The sequence below is a fragment of the Pyrobaculum neutrophilum V24Sta genome (genome assembly GCF_000019805.1).
GTDB lineage: Archaea > Thermoproteota > Thermoprotei > Thermoproteales > Thermoproteaceae > Pyrobaculum > Pyrobaculum neutrophilum.
Genome location: NC_010525.1, coordinates 1,403,947 through 1,418,851, shown reverse-complemented (window position 1 = coordinate 1,418,851; position 14,905 = coordinate 1,403,947). Strand labels below are relative to the sequence as shown.

The following is a 14,905-nucleotide window of genomic DNA, read 5'->3' as shown; positions in this document are numbered from 1 at the left end:
ACGTACATTGCTGTATAAGTACCTATCTCCGGTACCGCAATCGTTCCCCTCGTCACAGCTCAGCTAAGACCAATGTCGCCACCGGTGAAATGTTTTTATGGGCTATTTGTCTCTATCGCCGTGCTCTTCAGAAGGCCTAGGCCCCGTCTGACGCCTGTAACGAGGGGCGACGCCGTAAGGAGGATACTTGAGCTGGCGTCTGTGAAGGTGGGAAGCGGCGAAAGGGCGCTAGTTGTGTTCTTCGACCTGAGGTGCCCCTTCTGCGCCAAGCTCTTTAGAGAGACAGAAGAGGTGTTGCTGGAGATGGCGCAGAGGGGGTTAATCATATACGCCATGTGCGACTACGTTGTACATAGGGAGGCTGAGCATCTACACAGGGCTCTCAGGTGCATCTCGGAGGGGGAGAGGCTCGGCTTTATCAGGGAGGTCTTCTCGGGAAAGAGGGTGGAGACGGGCAGTTGCCCTGAGGGGAATTTGAGGGAGTGCGAAAAGGTGGCTGAGGAGGTTGGCGTATACGGCACCCCCACCCTCCTCTTCTACCACCTGGGGAAAGACAGAGGCTATGTGCACTTCGGCTATATGTCCCCCAGCGAGGTTATGGAGACTCTCTCTTCCCTATGATGCTTGGAGAGGCCGCGGGGAGGTACCTACTCCGCGACTTCTACACCCACCTGCTGTTTGACGTCTCGAACCCCCTAGGCGATGTGACCGTGATCCCCCCGCCGCCTGGCTCGTCGTATCAATTCGCCGTAGTTGGGGCACTGGTGGCGAAGATGGGATACAGGACGCGGGTTTTAAACATGTCCACTTGCAGGAGGCAGACTATCCAGCGGGTTCTCTCCCAGGCGTCTGGGGAGCTCCTCTACGTCGGCTACGCCCATAGGCTGGCCTACGCAGGCCCTGGCGCGGTTGTAAACCAGGAGGAGGTGACTCTTGAAAACGTGAGGAGGGTGGCGCGGGGCAATGTAAAGTTCCGGGTGATGTGGGGAAGGTGCTTGGGGGGCGACCTACAGCAGAGGGAGGTGGTCAACCTGGGGAGGCTCCCCGAGGCCTTGGGGAGGCTAGAGGTCTGGCTGGCAGAGAGGCTTGGGAGAAGGTAGTTGGTAGACGTTTCCCCTGAGCCTCCTCACGCCGTATATCTTCCAGCTACCTGGGTTCAGTATCTTCTCCTCCGCGTTTAGATACGGCACGTGGCTGTGGCCGTAGATCAGCCAAACTCCGTCCTCCAGCGCCAGCTTCTTCCTCAGCCACCTGCCCACCTGGCCTCTCCTGGCGAGGTCTATGAGGTACGCGGCAAAGCCGTTTTTCACGGCGGCGTCGCCGTGGGTCAACGCGGCTTTGACCACGTCCTCTATCAAAACGTTGCCGTTATCGGCGTATACCTCAACGCCGTCTATCCTAGCTACGAGGGGGCCGGGCAACTGTGGGTCGTGCGAGGAGGAGCTGAAGGATATGTAGAGGCGGCGCGGCTTTATCTGGAGGATTTCCATGGCCTTTTTTATGAGCCTTGCCGCGTCGTCGTAGCCCACAAGCCTATGTTGGTCATCGAAGAGGTCGCCGGTTATCGCTACTTCGTCCGTGTTGAGCGCCTTCAGGCATCTCCTAAGCTCCTGTATCTTGGCGTGAGGTGAGCCTATGTGCACGTCGCCGAAGACGATCACTTAGGCATGCCCCCACCACTTTTTAAACTCTGGCCTCGGCGGTATACATGCGTAGGGTTGCAATCATCGGGGCAGCAGGCAGAGACTTCCACGTCTTTAACACGGTCTACCGAGGCTCCGGCGAGGCGAGGGTGGTGGCCTTCCTCATGACGCAGATCCCGATACCGGCGAGGAGGTACCCCCCTTCCCTATCGGGGGTCCCCGAGGGGGTGCCCATATATGTCTGGAGGAGCTACGAGGAGCTCACCAGGTATCTGAGGGAGCTCCGCGTCGACGAGGCGGTTCTAGCGTACAGCGATCTGCTCTACGACGAGGTTGGCCACATAATCTCCGCCGTGTTGGCGAGCGGAGCCTCCTTTAGGATCCATGGGCCAAACGAGACCTATCTACACTCCATAAGGCCCGTCTTCGCGATCACGGCCACTAGGACGGGGGCCGGCAAATCCACCGTTTCCCGGGAGGTGGTCAAGGACTTGGCTGGTAGGGGGTACAAACCCGTTGTGGTTAGACACCCGATGCCGTACCGGGAGCTTGAGGTTAGCGTTGCCGAGGTGTTTAAGAGCGAGAGGGATCTGGAGCGGCTGACCTTTGAGGAGAGGGAGGAGTACGAGCAGTATGTGGAGATGGGCGTGACGGTGCTGGCCGGCGTCGACTACGGCGTGGTGCTTAGGGAAGCCGAGAAGGTGGGTGACGTCATCGTTTGGGACGGCGGCAACAACGACTTCCCCTTCTTTAGGCCCAACTACATGGTCGTGGTTACAGACGCGCGTAGGGCTGGGCACGAGGTGGGATCTTTCCCGGGCGAGGTGAATCTGCGCCTCGCAGATGCTGTCGTAATTACCAAGGTCGGCGAAGCCGGCGAGGAGGCGGTCAGAAGAGTTGTCTCCAACGTGACGCGGGTGAACCCGCGGGCCTCTATCACGAAGGCGGATCTGGAGGTGTACCTCAGCGGCGATGTGGCAGGGAAACGGGCGTTGGTCATAGAGGACGCGCCCACTGTTACACACGGCGGTTTGCCATACGGGGCCGGCTACATCGCGGCGCTGAAATACGGCGCAACCGTCGTCGACCCCAGGCCCTATGCCGTGGGGGTGATAAAGAAGGTGTACGAGGACTACAAGATAGGGCCCGTCTTGCCCAGCCTAGGCTACACCCCTGAGCAGAGGAGGGACCTCGAGGCCACCATCGAGAGGGCCGACGCCGACGTGGTAATTGTGGCGACGCCCGCCAGGATCGAGAAGGCGATTAAGATAGACAAGCCCGTCGTGCGGGCGAGCTGGAGGCTGAGGGTGTTGGAGGGGCCCACCGTGGGTGAGCTCGTAGAGGCGTTCCTCGAGAGGCTACGCTAGCCTTATGTCGCCCGCGGCGGCGCCTCCCAGAAGCGTTAGGAGGGCGCGGAGGTGGCGCGCGGCTTCCAACAACCGCTCCTCCTCGACGCCGGGGACCCCAGCGATTACCACAAGCACGTCCCTAGTTGTTTCATCCACCTTGGTCTCCACGCTATCTCTGTAGGGATATACGTGGAGTATCTGGCCGTCGGAGGCTAGGACGATTTGGTTATCCAGCTCGTACGGCTGGCCCCCAATTGGGCGGAAGACCTCACCCCTCCTCGAACGCCTTAGGCGGAGGGTCTCGCCGCGGATCTTCGCTATGTCGTAGATGCCTATGGGCACGACGTATTTTATCGAAACGGCGTTCCCCGCGTCTACCACCGGGTTAATCCTCGGCAGAGGCTCCCCCCGCAACACCCTCCTGAGGAGGGCCTCTTGCGCAGGCCGTTGCTTCGTAGGGTCTATCTTCAGGGTTTTCCAGTAGAAGTCGCGGTAGGCCCTAATTACGGGGTGCTCCCTTAGCGTCTCCAAAGACAGAGTCTTTCTCGTTTCCTCCACCGCCGCGTTTATCGCCTCCTCAAGTTGCGGTGTATATTTCATATTATCCACCCCATATACTACGTCGTAAGCTACGAAAACTCCTAAGCTTTTTACATCATTTAGGATAGTAATCATTAAAGCCAACTTTGAATCTCCGTTAACATCTTCTTTACTTTTTCTATTTTATCTTTCAGTTCAGTTATCTGTTTTGTACACTCCTCAGCCAGTTCCGTCGGCAACTCTACTTTAAAACCTTCCTTAGACAACTTATCGTATACTTTCTTCACTAATTGGCCGGCCTTGGTTTCGCCTTTTAAATGACGTCTTATAGTAGCCTCAGTGACTCCAAGCTCTTCAGCTATTTTAGATGTAGAAATGCCAGCTCTCTCTCTAGCTAAGGCAGCAGCGGCGGTATAAAGCGAGTCTACCCAAGTCACTCTAGTGGCTGGGTCTTTAATCGCTTCAAGAGTTTCTTTGTCAAACAAAGACATTACCAATAGCGCAGACTCCAGCTTTCTAATTTCCTCACGTCCCGTCGGCTTTAGCGGGATCTCAGCCATGGCCCTAGTCCTCCACCTCTATCTCAACTTTTCTCTGAGCCGGCTGTTTTTCGACCTCTTCCACAGCCTTTCGCATAGCCTCTACCTCCTCCTTAGAGATCGGCTCTATTTTAACGGTACTTCCTACGATCTTTAGATATCTATCCCACATCACCTCTATTCCGCTGTCTTTTATCTCCATGGGGTGGCGTAGCATCGAGTGTTTTGTATCTCGCATTTTCCACACGATGATGGACCTATGTAGCTTGCCGTCTATTTCGTCTAAGTCGAGGCGGATTATGCCGTCTACCGCATGTTCTACGCCAGGGCCCCCGAAGCCCCGCTCCCCCACCGACACTTGAGATACGAAGAAGGCCGTACATCCCAGCCCCGCTATGACCCTCTTCAGCGTCATGATGGTGGCTCTGGCGACTGCCGGCTTCGTCAGATAAAGGGTAGACACTGAGTCAACTACCACACGGCGGGCGCCTATATCCCTAATTGCCTGTCTCAACACATCGCTTAGCTCGTAGACATCGTCTACCTGTTTCACGAGATATCTCTCCCTCTGGGCTGCGCTTCCGACACCTCCGGTGAAGGCGTCCACAATGGCGAATTTCCCCTCCCGCTCGTACTGGGATATGTCCCATCCGAAGTGGCGGAAGCTTCGGCGGACCGCCACCGGGTGTTCCTCAAGCGCCACGAAAACGCCCGTTTCCCCTCTCCTTAGACCATTGTAAAGGAACTGCCTCCCCAGTATTGATTTGCCTGTCCCAGGCCCTCCGCTGAGGAGCACGACGCTCCTTTCGGGCACGCCGCCATATAAGATCTCGTCAAGCCCTTGCACATAAGTCCGAACCCTGGGGATCACAGTTGTGTAAAGCCCGCATATTTTAATACTTGCCACCTCACTACGCCGATGGAGTCCCGGGTTAAGGACCTCTCTCTTGCGGAGAAGGGGAGGGAGCAACTGTACTGGGCCGAGAGAAATATGCCGGTTCTGCTGGAGATCAGAAGGCGTTTCGAGCGGGAGAAGCCTCTCGCAGGCCAGACTGTGGCTGCCTGTCTACATGTGACAAAGGAAACAGGGGTCCTTGTGCGTACCTTGGCGGCCGGCGGGGCTCGGGTGGTGGTTATACCGTCTAACCCACTCTCTACCCAAGACGAGGTGGCGGCGGCGCTGGCGCAGGAGGGGATACACGTCTATGCGTGGCGCGGCATGTCTGAGCGGGATTACTACAACGCCATAGGCTTCGCCCTCTCCTTCCAGCCAACGGTCACTCTCGACGACGGAGCCGACTTGACCTCCACCATTCACAAGCTTAGACATGGGATTCGGGACAAGACGCTGGACTACGTAATGGAGACCGCAGGGTCAGTAGACGCCGAGAAGCTCGTGGCTGGCCTCCGCGGAGGCACCGAGGAGACCACCACAGGCGTGCTGAGGCTCCGCGCGCTGAAAAGCGCCGGAAAGCTACTTTACCCAATCATAGCCGTCAACGAGTCCTACACGAAGTACCTCTTCGACAACAGATATGGGACGGGCCAGTCCACCTGGGACGGCGTGTTAAGGGCGACGAACCTCCTCATAGCTGGTAAAAACGTCGTTGTGGCGGGATACGGCTGGGTGGGCAGAGGCATCGCGATGAGGGCTAGAGGCCTAGGCGCGAGGAGGGTGATTGTGGTGGAGGTGGATCCCGTGAGAGCTCTAGAGGCCGTCTTCGACGGGTTCGAAGTCATGCCCATGGACGAGGCGGCCAAGGTGGGGGACATATTCATAACCGCCACTGGCAACATAAGGGCGATAAACCTGGGCCACATCTTCAAGATGAAGGACGGGGCTGTTCTCGCAAACGCCGGCCACTTCAACGTGGAGATCGACGTGGCGGGGCTGGAGCGCGTAGCCGTCGCCAAAAGGCAGATAAGGCAGTACCTTGAGGAGTACACTCTGCCGAACGGCAGACGGGTCTACCTCATCGGGGAGGGCAGGCTCGTGAACCTGGTGGCGGCGGAGGGCCACCCCTCCGAAGTGATGGACCTCTCCTTTGCGAACCAAGCCCTGGCGGCGGAATACGTCGTGAAGAACAAACTCGCCATAGACGTCTACAAGCTCCCCGACGAGCTAGACCGCGAGGTGGCACGGCTGAAGCTCAAGACCATGGGCATAGAGATCGAGGAGCTCACAGAAGAGCAGAGGCAGTACCTCACCTCCTGGGAGCTGGGCACGTAGAGCTTAAATTCCCCTGCCGCGTTTTTCCCGTGATGTCAACTCTGGGGTCCGACCTGTGACGACACTGACCTGCCCTGACACCTCTTCTCGATTTCTCTGTAGAGCCGTATCCTCCTTCTTACCTCCCTCATCCTCTTCTTAAGGGCCTCCAAATCGCTGGGCGCAACCCCCAGGAGCTTGAGCTCCCTGTAGAGGTCGGTCAACCTCCTCTCCTCTTCCTTGTAGCGGCCCAGGAGACCTCTGATCCTCCGGCACTCGGCTTCTACCTCCGCCTCGGTCTCCTCCAGCCTAATGCCGAGGATCCTCTCCGCGCCCTCCGCCCGGCTCCTCAACGCGCTTTTCACCTTCTCCACGTCTATCCCCCCGAGGTGCCGCCCCAGCTTCTCGATTAGATACTCGACCTCCATATCCTCTCCACAACCCTCTTGCCTATGTACTCGTCGTCTTCCACAACCTCTTCGGGGTCGTCGTACGTCTCCGCGGGCTCCTCCACCGTGTCGAAGAGCTCTTCGACTACGTCATCGCCCTCCGCAGGCGTCCACCTTCTCGGGCTCTCGCCCCTGCTGAGATCTATGGCAAGCAACGCGGCAAGGTGTCTAAAGCTCTCCTCATCTAGCGTATCTTTCAGGCTGTAGAGCACCGCCGCTTTTTTAGCAGGTGAGAGCTTGCCTAGTCTCAGCAGAAGGAGGTCGAGCTCTGCCGTGGCCACGTAGAGGTCTCTCTACCGCAATAAAAGTCCAGTAGATACAACTGCCTGTGGGGGGTTGGCCGAAATTAAACAACGATTGAGGCTAGGTTTGCTATGGTCGGCCAGCGAAGGGTTGCCTCCATGGCCACGGGGCCGTGTATCTCAGAGCCCTTGGGGTCGCCCTCGGGCGTCACTATAACCACAGCGTTGTCCTCAAAGGCAACCCACGTTCCGTCCGGCCTCCTAAATGGCTTCCTCTGCCTCACGACGATGGCTCTAAACACTTGTTTCCTCAGCTCAGGCTTCCCCTCCCTCACGACCACTACGACCATATCGCCGACGCCGGCGCCGGGAATCCTCCTGTGCACCGTCTTGGAGTAGTGCCCAACTACGCCTATTACGCGTACGAGCTTCGCCCCAGAGTTGTCGGCCACGGGGACGAGGCTGTTCATGAATATGCCTGGCGTAACGTGGAACCTATAGGGCACGCCCACCGTCCTCTTGCCGCCGCGTTTTGCCATAGCCCCCTTACTCCCTTAGTTTATATATTTTCCACCGCCTTTTCAGCCCGTCCGTCGCCACTCACCTCTCGTTCACCAACGCACTCATCACCCCCTCTTCCAACTTAAGAGAATCCCCACGTTGCTCGTGAGTTTTACCTGGATTTTGTTCTTCTCCAACAACTGCGGCAGCTTAAGCTTGGGCCAAACGCCGCCGTAGTAGAAGTAAAGGTAGCCCAGGTCCTCTGGGCTTACGCCAAGGGCTTGCGCCGTGGCGTAGTCCACCTCGGCGCAGTTTTCGCCTACTACGGCGATTCCCCAGTAGCGCTGGAACCCCTTTATGGGCCCATCGCCTTCGATGACGAATTTGCCGTCGGCGATGCAGAAGGTGTTTTTCTCCAACCTATAGATCTCAGCTATGTATTTATACAGCGCTCTAAAGCCCTCGTAGAGGCCTTGCGCGTCCTTTGGGTCCAGTATCTGGAGGGCGGCTGCGGGCATTGTGAGGTAGAGGATCGTCTGGGGGTGGCTCACCGGTATCGAAACCACGATCTTAAGCAGAGATTCGTCGAACGCGGCGCCGATGGCCTTCACGGCGATCTTACCCCCTCTGGGGGTCTCCAGCTCAAGCCTATATGTCGCGTGTTGCTGGGGCTGTATTATCTTGGCGCCGTAGCTCGCGGCGAGCTTCTCAAGGCCCATGATCTTGACCGCCTTCTCGAAGTACGACTTAGGCATGGAGAAGGTGATGGAGACGTCTCTCCCCTGGAGGCTCCTCAGCAACATCTCCACGAGCTCCGCCCTGGGGTTAGACTGAGATGGTATGTAGCTGTGCACGGCCAGGACAACCAACGCATCTCTTTTTGGGATAGGCAAATCGGCGTCTGCCGGATATGCCTCAACCACGTCCCTAACACCGGGTAGAAATAAATGTTTCCCGCCTAGAGCCCCCCTTTGCGGCTTTCGGCCTCCCCGAGAGGGACTCTGGGGCCGCCTTTGGGCAATCCCAGACGAGGGGCTCGGCGCAATGGTACGGCCCGCCTAGAAGCCGTGTCTGTAGGGCTCCGTCGGCTTCACCACCTCCCTAAGGAGAACCGTGGCGTAGCCCCCCCGCGGTAGCACAAACCGTAGCACTAAGTCGTCCCCTAGGGAGTAGGCTAGGTCCCTCGCCTGTAGCCTAGCCCGTCTGTAGCTACCGTAGGCCCTGAGGCCCCTCGGCATCTGTAAAAAGGCGGAGGGCTCCAAGCCCTCCTCCTTCAACACCTTCACGAAAGCCTCGAGGACCCTCCCGCGGGGCATCCTCACCCCAGCCCCCACCACAGGCACCACGACCTCGCCGCCTAGGTCTTCCACGTAGTACGTCACCTGTCCGTTGACCTCCACCAGGTCCCCCTCAACTGGCCGATCTAGTGGGCCGAGCTCCATGCGTTTTGAGAGGAGTAGGTTGAAGAGGTGGGACTGCGCCGCCTCTATGTATATCCTGAGTATCTGTAGGGGTATCGCCATAGCGGCGTTCCACAGGTCGGAACCCCGCACGAGCCTCCTAAGGAGCGCCCTTTCCTCAACGAACCCCCTTGGGAAGGCCTCCAGGGCCTTTTGGTACTCCCCCCTACACGCCAGCTCCCGCGCCTTCTTCGCCGCCTCGGACTCGTAGGGGAAGATCTTGCAGAACATGACGTGGAAGAAGCCCTCGGCGTCTTTCCTCAGGAGCGCCTTGCCTAAGAGGTGGCTGACTGGACGTATTGTGCCGAAGCGTTGGTACCCGTAGTAGTTGGGCAACGCCGCCTTCCCCAAGGCCGCTAAGGCGGCCTCCGCGCACTCCCGCCTCTCGACGTTGCGCAACACGATGGTGAATCTGTTGCCATATATCAGAGAGGGCGCGATGGGTTTGTCCATGGGCCAGAGGCCTAGGAACTGGACATTTGGAATCTTGGGAAGATCTGCAACGTTCCCTCTGACCGAGACTATCTGGGATGTGACAGCCCTTGTGTCCTTTATGCCTCCGATGGATATATCTCTACTCCTCAGCCCCAGCGCCTTGGCTAGGCGCAACACCAACTTCACTGTGTCTACGTTTCTCTTAACCACGTGGATCCACGTCCAGCCCCCCACCCTCGGCTCTATAGATACCCCCTCTAGCGCGACCACCGTCCCGTCGTACAACACCTCCTCGACCAGGAAGTCCTCCGGCTTCGCCTTTATCACGCCCCCCGATGGGTAGGTGTCTGTGGCGTAGTATAGCATCCCTAGGCTTCTGTCGAAGGGAGGGGCCTCGATCACGGGTGCCGGGGCGCCACCTCTTTAAATACAGAATAGCATTAAGGCCGATGGCAAAGGTCTACCTGGGCCCAGCCGGCATTCCTCAATACGTCGTAAAGGCGAAGTCCACGCTAGACGCGGTAAAAGCAGTGAGGGAGCTGGGCCTCAACGCCATGGAGGTGGAGTTCGTACAGGGGGTGAGGATGTCGAGGGAGTTGGCGAAGCAGGTGGGGAAGGCGGCTCAGGACTACGACGTCAAGCTCTCCGTGCACGCCCCCTACTTCATCAACCTGTGTTCCGAAGAGGCGGATAAGGTGGAGAAATCTCGGCAGAGGCTGGTGGATTCGCTAGACAGAGCATATCACATGGGCGCTTGGGTTGTGGTCGTCCACGCCGCGTACTACGGGAAGTTGGGTCCCCAGAGGTGCTTCGAGAAAGTCAAGGAGGAGTTGGAGAAGGCGTATAGGGAGTCCGGGATCGGATCCGGCGTGTATATAGGCGTGGAGATCACAGCCAGGACAAACCAGTTCGGAAGCGTAGAGGAGGCGTTTAAGCTCGCAAAGGAGCTACATTACGTAACGCCGGTGGTGGACTGGGGCCACCTCTACGCCAGAAACAACGGAGTTATAAACTACGGAGAAGTCCTAGACCTCTGGGCGAGGGAGTTCGGAGATAGACATATGCACACACACTTCACCTCCGTCCGCTACCGAAACGGGAAGTACGTGGACGAACACGAGCCCATAGAGCGAAACATGCCGCCGTTTGAGCCGCTGGCTGAGGAGCTCAAGAGGAGGGATCTCGCGATAACCCTAATCTGCGAATCGCCGCTTTTGGAAAAAGATGCGCTCCTGATGAAGGAGATCCTCGAAAAACACGGCGTTAGCCTTGCCACATAACGCTAATACATATAACTCTCTGGACACAGAAGCCCGTGAAGAGGGTAATCACGGCGATTGACCTCTTGGCCTCCACCGTCGAAATGGCCAAGTTGGCCGGGTCGAAGGTGGAGAACATATACAAGACCGGGGCAGGCTACCTCCTCAAGTTTCCACAGGGCTTCGTCGCAGTTACCAAGTTCAGAGCCTCGCTCACGGGGGTGGTGCCCGAGAAGACCCACGAAGGAGCTGAAACGCTCAGGGGGCTTTTCCGGGACGACAGGCTAAAGGCCGTCGCCATGCCCCGCTTTGACAGAATAGTGGAGTTCGAGTTCACGTCCGGCAAGCTGGTCGTGGAGCTCCTCGAGCCCTTCAACGTCGTAGCCGTTAGAGGGGGGAAGGTCGTCTGGTTGCTACACGGCTATAGAGGTAAAGACCGCGAGCTGAGGCCAGGTCTGCCATATGTCTACCCCCCAGCCGCCTTTGTGGACGTGTTAACCTCCGACGTAGACGCCGTAGAAAAGGCGATAGACCCAAACGACGTCAAAAGGAGCTTGATCAAACGGTTGGGGACAGGCCCGGAGCTGGCCGAGGAGCTGTTAGCCAGGGCGGGCCCCTCGCCGAGGGCCCTAGCCGAGGAGTTCAAGAGACTTGTGGAGAAGATACAGGCGGGAGGCGCCGAGCCCTCCGTATGTCTTAGAGGCGGCGCGCCGGTGACCGTCTTACCCATAAGGCCTGTCTCTATCCAATGCGACGAAGTTAAAAACTTCCCACACTTCTGGGAAGCTCTAGACTACTACTTCTCCCCGCTGGAGCTGGAGACAACCGCGGCGCAGGAGACTCAGGAGCTTGCCCAAAGGCGGAAGAGGCTTGAGGCGACGATCTCCGAGTTGGAAAAGAAGATACCTGAGTACAAGAGCGAGGCCTCCGCTCTGAAGACTCTAGCCCACAAACTTCTCATGTATAAACACGAGATAGAGGAGGCGTTGAGGGGTAGCGAAACAAGTATACGTATAGTATACGTAAACAGCAGAGCTAGAGTTGAGCTCCCAGATGGAACGGCTTTCGATATAGAGACCGGCGTCCCTGTGGGCCGGCAGATCACCAAGCTCTTCGACAAGGCGAAGGAGCTGGAGGAGAAGGCGTCAAAGGCGCAACGGGTGTTGGAGAAGCTTAGGGGGGAGCTTGCCAAATTGGAGGAAGAGAGGCGGCGTGCGGAGGAGAGGGTGAAGACGTCGGTGAGACCTGTAGCCAGGAGGAGCTGGTTTGAGAAATTCCACTGGACGATCACGACGGGGAGGAGGCCCGTGATAGGCGGTAGAGACGCCTCGCAGAACGAGACGGTGGTTAGAAAGTACCTGAAGGACAGCTACCTCTTTTTCCACGCCGATATCCCTGGAGCCTCGGCTGTGGCGATGCCGCCGGCGGAGGATCCCCTAGAGCTACTTCAAGCGGCGCAGTTCGCCGCGGCGTACAGCAAGGCGTGGAAGATAGGCATACACGCGGTGGACGTCTACTACGTCCGCGGCGAGCAGGTCACAAAGCAAGCGCCGGCGGGCCAGTACCTAGCCCGCGGCTCCTTCATGATATATGGCAAGAGGGAGTACGTGAGAAACGTCAGACTGGAGCTGGCGGTCGGCTGTAGAAAAGACCACGACGGCTACAGGGCGGTGGCGGGCCCCCCTAGGTCGATCCACCTGTTGGCCGAGAGATACGTCGTGGTGACCCCGGGGAACGTGGAACGGGGGAAGCTGGCTAGAGAGCTCGCGGGGAGGTGGGGCGGTTGCCACCCGGAGGAGCTGGCGGCGGCTCTCCCCGGCGCCTCCAGGGTGTCGGAGGAGGGCCGCGGATCGCCCATCCCCTGGGAGGAGGTGGAGCAGATTTTTTCAACGTGGTAGACTGCGTAATAAAGGGCAGGCCAGACGTCGGGTGTATATACGTGGATTCCATGTTGGGGTGGCTTGCCCGGATGTTGAGGATATTGTTCGGCGCCAGGGCAATATACAGCCCCGACCTTGACGACTCTGAGCTGGCGGAGGCCGATTGCCTGGTGGTGACAAGAGACGAGGAGCTCTTCAAGACGAGGAGGGGCCCCACCCTCCTCATAAAGACCGACGACCACGTCAAATGGGTGTCCATATTCCTGAAGCTCGGCTTGAGGCCTCTGGAGAAATCCGTCTGCCCCCACTGCGGCGGCGAGCTGGTGGAGGTAGACTGCACGGAGGCGGAGAAAGCCGTGGGGCATCCAATAGCGAGCGCGGCGTGTTGGAGGTGTACGTCGTGTGGCCGCTACTACTGGGTCGGCTCACACTGGCGCCGCCTGAGGCAGCTCCTAGATGAGGCGGCCGAGGCCCAGGTCACCTGTCTACACACCGGTTGAGTGCCTTTAAGATATACGGCGTGAAGTAGAGGACTGAGGTCAACACCTCCGCCGCGTCGGCCAACCTCAGAACCTCCCCAAGCTGGCGGCAGGTGAAGACGCCGCCGCTGTATATAATCGGGACATCTCCGCCCGCGGCCTCTCTAAGCCGCTCCAGGAGCCTATAGCCGTGTCGGTAGAGCAGAAGCCCGCTGAGTCCCCCCCTGCCGACGCTGATGCGCCCATCCTCCACAGGGAAGGTGTTGGTCACCACAAGCCCCCATCCGAGCCTCCTCACGTTTCTGACGACGGATGCTACGTCGGTTGAAGGACCTACCTTGACGAAAACGGGCAGATCCACATCGGCGAGTTGCGGCACATTACGCCAAAATCCCTTGTACGTGGGGCTTGATATGTTGACCTCGACGGCAGCCGGCTTGTAATACCTCCGCAGGTAGGCCAGCTGAACTAGGAAGTCCTCCACGCTGAAGCCCGCCAAACTGATAAATATGGGGTAGTTAAGCCCCGCCAGCCTAGATACCACAGAGGCTATGCCGGGGCTGTTGAGGCCCATCGCGTTGACGAGGGAGTACGGCCGTACCCTTGCCACCCTCGGCGGCTTATTTCCAAGACGCCGGCGCGGCAGAGTAGACCCAACCACTATAAAGCCAGGGCAGAAGAAGGAGAGGAACCTGGAGTAGGCCCCCGTCTTGTCTAACCCAGCCGCCACCCCCACCGGGCCGCACGTCTTCACCCCGCCCACCTCCCAACTGTCTCTACAGCGGCAGGGCGGGAGAGGCAGAGAAAACAGAAGCGAGCCGAGCCTGTGGCTAATCTCCGGGTGGACGTAGTGCACCAGCCTCCCGAAAAACGTCAACAACGCCATGAGGAGAGGTATTCCAAGACAGCTCGGTAGTGCCCCTCGCCTATGTAGGGCTTGAGAGCCTCAAGCAACTCCCCCATCTTGTACACGCTGTATACAGGGACCCCCGTCGCCGCGCTGACATGACCAGCTCCGCACTGCTCTCGATCGAGGAAAACCACCACCCCAGCCACGGAGGCCCCCGCGTTTTTCAACGCGTTGACGGCGCCCACCACGCTCTTGCCGGTGGTTAAAACGTCGTCGACTACAACCACCCTTCTGCCCCGCACCTCCGCCCCCTCTATCTGACGCCCCAGCCCATGGCCCTTAGCCTCCGGCCTCACATAGCTGACCGGCTTGCCCAACAGGAACCCCAGTATAGAGGCGTACGGAATTCCCCCAGTTGCGACCCCCGCAACTATGTCGAAATCCAACCGCTCTACCACGGCTCTGTAGCGCTCCACAGCCCACTTAAGTAGCTGGGGGTCCCCCAAGACAAGCCGCAGATCCACGTAATACGGGCTCTCTAGTCCACTGGACAGCTTAAACAGCCCGAACTTAACAACGCCCAGCTCCACCAGTCTGGCGATCATAGCAGATCCCCCAGCTCGTGGTACCGGCCGCAGTAGGTACAGACGAAGAGAGGCGGCTCCCTCCTCACCAGCAGGAAGGTCGGCTCCACCGGCTCCCGCGGCGCGTTTGTAATACACGTCGGGTTCTTACACCTAAACCTCCCCTTGACCACCTCCGGCGGCGATACCTTGAATTTTCTAACTACCGTGTAGTCCCTGACGATGTTTATCGTCGCGGTGGGGGCGACGGCGGATATGATGTTCACCTCCTCGGGGGTCAGCTCCCGCCCCTCTATCTTCACGATGTCCTTCCTACCGAGCTTCTTAGACTCCACGTTCATGACGAGTGCGACACGCACGCCCTCCCTACCGGTGATCCCCAAAACCCGCAAAACCGCCAAGGCTCTACCAGCTGGGATGTGGTCGATAACGGTTCCGCGCTCGATCTTGCTAACCATAAGCTCCTTAGACATCACCTACTGCACC

General features: G+C 58.5%; 19 protein-coding genes. 7 read left to right on the top strand and 12 right to left on the bottom strand.

Going from position 1 to position 14,905, the window contains the following annotated elements:
* Positions 1–120: 120 nt before the first annotated feature.
* Positions 121–621, top strand: coding sequence for a DsbA family protein (locus TNEU_RS08110; protein ID WP_148682422.1), 501 nt, complete (start codon positions 121–123; stop codon positions 619–621).
* Positions 618–1,100 carry a hypothetical protein gene (locus tag TNEU_RS08105; protein ID WP_012350947.1) on the top strand — a complete coding sequence of 161 codons (483 nt, stop codon included), beginning with the start codon at positions 618–620 and terminating at the stop codon, positions 1,098–1,100. The genes TNEU_RS08110 and TNEU_RS08105 overlap by 4 nt, the downstream gene beginning before the upstream one ends.
* On the opposite strand, the gene TNEU_RS08100 is transcribed toward TNEU_RS08105, so the two are convergent.
* The gene (locus TNEU_RS08100; protein ID WP_012350946.1) at positions 1,062–1,661 is read right to left on the bottom strand and encodes a metallophosphoesterase family protein; all 600 of its coding nucleotides are present in this window, start codon (positions 1,659–1,661) and stop codon (positions 1,062–1,064) included. The genes TNEU_RS08105 and TNEU_RS08100 overlap by 39 nt on opposite strands.
* A 47-nt stretch (positions 1,662–1,708) precedes the next feature.
* On the opposite strand from TNEU_RS08100, the gene TNEU_RS08095 reads away from it, so the two are divergent.
* On the top strand, positions 1,709–3,010 hold the full coding sequence (locus TNEU_RS08095; RefSeq protein ID WP_012350945.1) for a cyclic 2,3-diphosphoglycerate synthase: 1,302 nt from the start codon (positions 1,709–1,711) through the stop codon (positions 3,008–3,010).
* Here the strand turns inward: TNEU_RS08095 and TNEU_RS08090 are convergent.
* Genes TNEU_RS08090 through TNEU_RS08080 form a run of 3 tightly spaced genes read right to left on the bottom strand, consistent with a single transcriptional unit; the run spans position 3,002 to position 4,942 of the window.
* Complete coding sequence (locus TNEU_RS08090; protein ID WP_012350944.1) at positions 3,002–3,667, bottom strand: B3/B4 domain-containing protein; 666 nt, start codon at positions 3,665–3,667, stop codon at positions 3,002–3,004. The genes TNEU_RS08095 and TNEU_RS08090 overlap by 9 nt on opposite strands.
* Positions 3,667–4,092 carry a helix-turn-helix domain-containing protein gene (locus tag TNEU_RS08085; protein ID WP_012350943.1) on the bottom strand — a complete coding sequence of 142 codons (426 nt, stop codon included), beginning with the start codon at positions 4,090–4,092 and terminating at the stop codon, positions 3,667–3,669. The genes TNEU_RS08090 and TNEU_RS08085 overlap by 1 nt, the downstream gene beginning before the upstream one ends.
* A gap of 4 nt (positions 4,093–4,096) precedes the next feature.
* Positions 4,097–4,942, bottom strand: a complete 846-nt coding sequence (locus TNEU_RS08080; protein ID WP_148682421.1) for a KaiC domain-containing protein — start codon at positions 4,940–4,942, stop codon at positions 4,097–4,099.
* Positions 4,943–4,990: 48 nt separating this feature from the next.
* On the opposite strand from TNEU_RS08080, the gene ahcY reads away from it, so the two are divergent.
* Positions 4,991–6,301 carry an adenosylhomocysteinase gene (gene ahcY / locus TNEU_RS08075; protein ID WP_012350941.1) on the top strand — a complete coding sequence of 437 codons (1,311 nt, stop codon included), beginning with the start codon at positions 4,991–4,993 and terminating at the stop codon, positions 6,299–6,301.
* A 35-nt stretch (positions 6,302–6,336) separates the two neighbouring features.
* On the opposite strand, the gene TNEU_RS08070 is transcribed toward ahcY, so the two are convergent.
* From TNEU_RS08070 to truD, 5 genes are all read right to left on the bottom strand, one after another.
* Positions 6,337–6,708, bottom strand: coding sequence for a hypothetical protein (locus TNEU_RS08070; RefSeq protein ID WP_012350940.1), 372 nt, complete (start codon positions 6,706–6,708; stop codon positions 6,337–6,339).
* The gene (locus TNEU_RS08065) at positions 6,690–7,010 is read right to left on the bottom strand and encodes a hypothetical protein (protein WP_012350939.1); all 321 of its coding nucleotides are present in this window, start codon (positions 7,008–7,010) and stop codon (positions 6,690–6,692) included. The genes TNEU_RS08070 and TNEU_RS08065 overlap by 19 nt, the downstream gene beginning before the upstream one ends.
* A 65-nt stretch (positions 7,011–7,075) precedes the next feature.
* The gene (locus tag TNEU_RS08060) at positions 7,076–7,510 is read right to left on the bottom strand and encodes a 50S ribosomal protein L14 (protein ID WP_012350938.1); all 435 of its coding nucleotides are present in this window, start codon (positions 7,508–7,510) and stop codon (positions 7,076–7,078) included.
* A gap of 87 nt (positions 7,511–7,597) precedes the next feature.
* Positions 7,598–8,395 (bottom strand): DUF362 domain-containing protein, encoded by a 798-nt coding sequence (locus TNEU_RS08055; RefSeq protein ID WP_012350937.1) that lies wholly within the window; start codon positions 8,393–8,395, stop codon positions 7,598–7,600.
* Between the two features lie 135 nt (positions 8,396–8,530).
* Positions 8,531–9,769, bottom strand: coding sequence for a tRNA pseudouridine(13) synthase TruD (truD, locus tag TNEU_RS08050; protein WP_012350936.1), 1,239 nt, complete (start codon positions 9,767–9,769; stop codon positions 8,531–8,533).
* Positions 9,770–9,816: 47 nt separating this feature from the next.
* Here truD and TNEU_RS08045 point away from each other — a divergent pair, with 47 nt between their 5' ends.
* From TNEU_RS08045 to TNEU_RS08035, 3 genes are read left to right on the top strand one after another with little or no spacing between them, the layout of a single operon-like run.
* Entirely contained in the window at positions 9,817–10,647 is an 831-nt protein-coding gene (locus TNEU_RS08045) for a TIM barrel protein (protein ID WP_012350935.1), read from the top strand.
* A 35-nt stretch (positions 10,648–10,682) separates the two neighbouring features.
* Positions 10,683–12,524 carry a ribosome rescue protein RqcH gene (gene rqcH / locus TNEU_RS08040; protein WP_012350934.1) on the top strand — a complete coding sequence of 614 codons (1,842 nt, stop codon included), beginning with the start codon at positions 10,683–10,685 and terminating at the stop codon, positions 12,522–12,524.
* Entirely contained in the window at positions 12,518–13,006 is a 489-nt protein-coding gene (locus TNEU_RS08035; RefSeq protein ID WP_012350933.1) for a Mut7-C RNAse domain-containing protein, read from the top strand. The genes rqcH and TNEU_RS08035 overlap by 7 nt, the downstream gene beginning before the upstream one ends.
* Here the strand turns inward: TNEU_RS08035 and TNEU_RS08030 are convergent.
* The 3 genes from TNEU_RS08030 to pyrI are packed head-to-tail and all read right to left on the bottom strand — an operon-like array spanning position 12,984 to position 14,892.
* Entirely contained in the window at positions 12,984–13,871 is an 888-nt protein-coding gene (locus tag TNEU_RS08030) for a beta/alpha barrel domain-containing protein (RefSeq protein ID WP_012350932.1), read from the bottom strand. The two genes, TNEU_RS08035 and TNEU_RS08030, sit on opposite strands and share 23 nt — an antisense overlap.
* Positions 13,859–14,440: an orotate phosphoribosyltransferase gene (gene pyrE / locus TNEU_RS08025; protein ID WP_012350931.1), complete on the bottom strand. Its 582-nt coding sequence runs from the start codon at positions 14,438–14,440 to the stop codon at positions 13,859–13,861. Before pyrE ends, TNEU_RS08030 begins: the two co-directional genes overlap by 13 nt.
* A complete protein-coding gene (pyrI, locus tag TNEU_RS08020) occupies positions 14,437–14,892 on the bottom strand; it encodes an aspartate carbamoyltransferase regulatory subunit (protein WP_012350930.1) in 456 nt (151 codons plus the stop codon). The genes pyrE and pyrI overlap by 4 nt, the downstream gene beginning before the upstream one ends.
* Positions 14,893–14,905 lie beyond the last annotated feature (13 nt).

What these genes read in the sequence shown, in the direction of transcription:
- TNEU_RS08105 (WP_012350947.1), top strand. Translation starts at nt 618, where the DNA reads ATGATGCTTGGAGAGGCCGCGGGGAGGTACCTACTCCGCGACTTCTAC.
- TNEU_RS08095 (WP_012350945.1), top strand. Translation starts at nt 1,709, where the DNA reads ATGCGTAGGGTTGCAATCATCGGGGCAGCAGGCAGAGACTTCCACGTC.
- TNEU_RS08090 (WP_012350944.1), bottom strand. Translation starts at nt 3,667, where the DNA reads ATGATTACTATCCTAAATGATGTAAAAAGCTTAGGAGTTTTCGTAGCT.
- TNEU_RS08085 (WP_012350943.1), bottom strand. Translation starts at nt 4,092, where the DNA reads ATGGCTGAGATCCCGCTAAAGCCGACGGGACGTGAGGAAATTAGAAAG.
- ahcY (WP_012350941.1), top strand. Translation starts at nt 4,991, where the DNA reads ATGGAGTCCCGGGTTAAGGACCTCTCTCTTGCGGAGAAGGGGAGGGAG.
- TNEU_RS08070 (WP_012350940.1), bottom strand. Translation starts at nt 6,708, where the DNA reads ATGGAGGTCGAGTATCTAATCGAGAAGCTGGGGCGGCACCTCGGGGGG.
- TNEU_RS08060 (WP_012350938.1), bottom strand. Translation starts at nt 7,510, where the DNA reads ATGGCAAAACGCGGCGGCAAGAGGACGGTGGGCGTGCCCTATAGGTTC.
- TNEU_RS08045 (WP_012350935.1), top strand. Translation starts at nt 9,817, where the DNA reads ATGGCAAAGGTCTACCTGGGCCCAGCCGGCATTCCTCAATACGTCGTA.
- TNEU_RS08030 (WP_012350932.1), bottom strand. Translation starts at nt 13,871, where the DNA reads ATGGCGTTGTTGACGTTTTTCGGGAGGCTGGTGCACTACGTCCACCCG.
- pyrE (WP_012350931.1), bottom strand. Translation starts at nt 14,440, where the DNA reads ATGATCGCCAGACTGGTGGAGCTGGGCGTTGTTAAGTTCGGGCTGTTT.
- pyrI (WP_012350930.1), bottom strand. Translation starts at nt 14,892, where the DNA reads ATGTCTAAGGAGCTTATGGTTAGCAAGATCGAGCGCGGAACCGTTATC.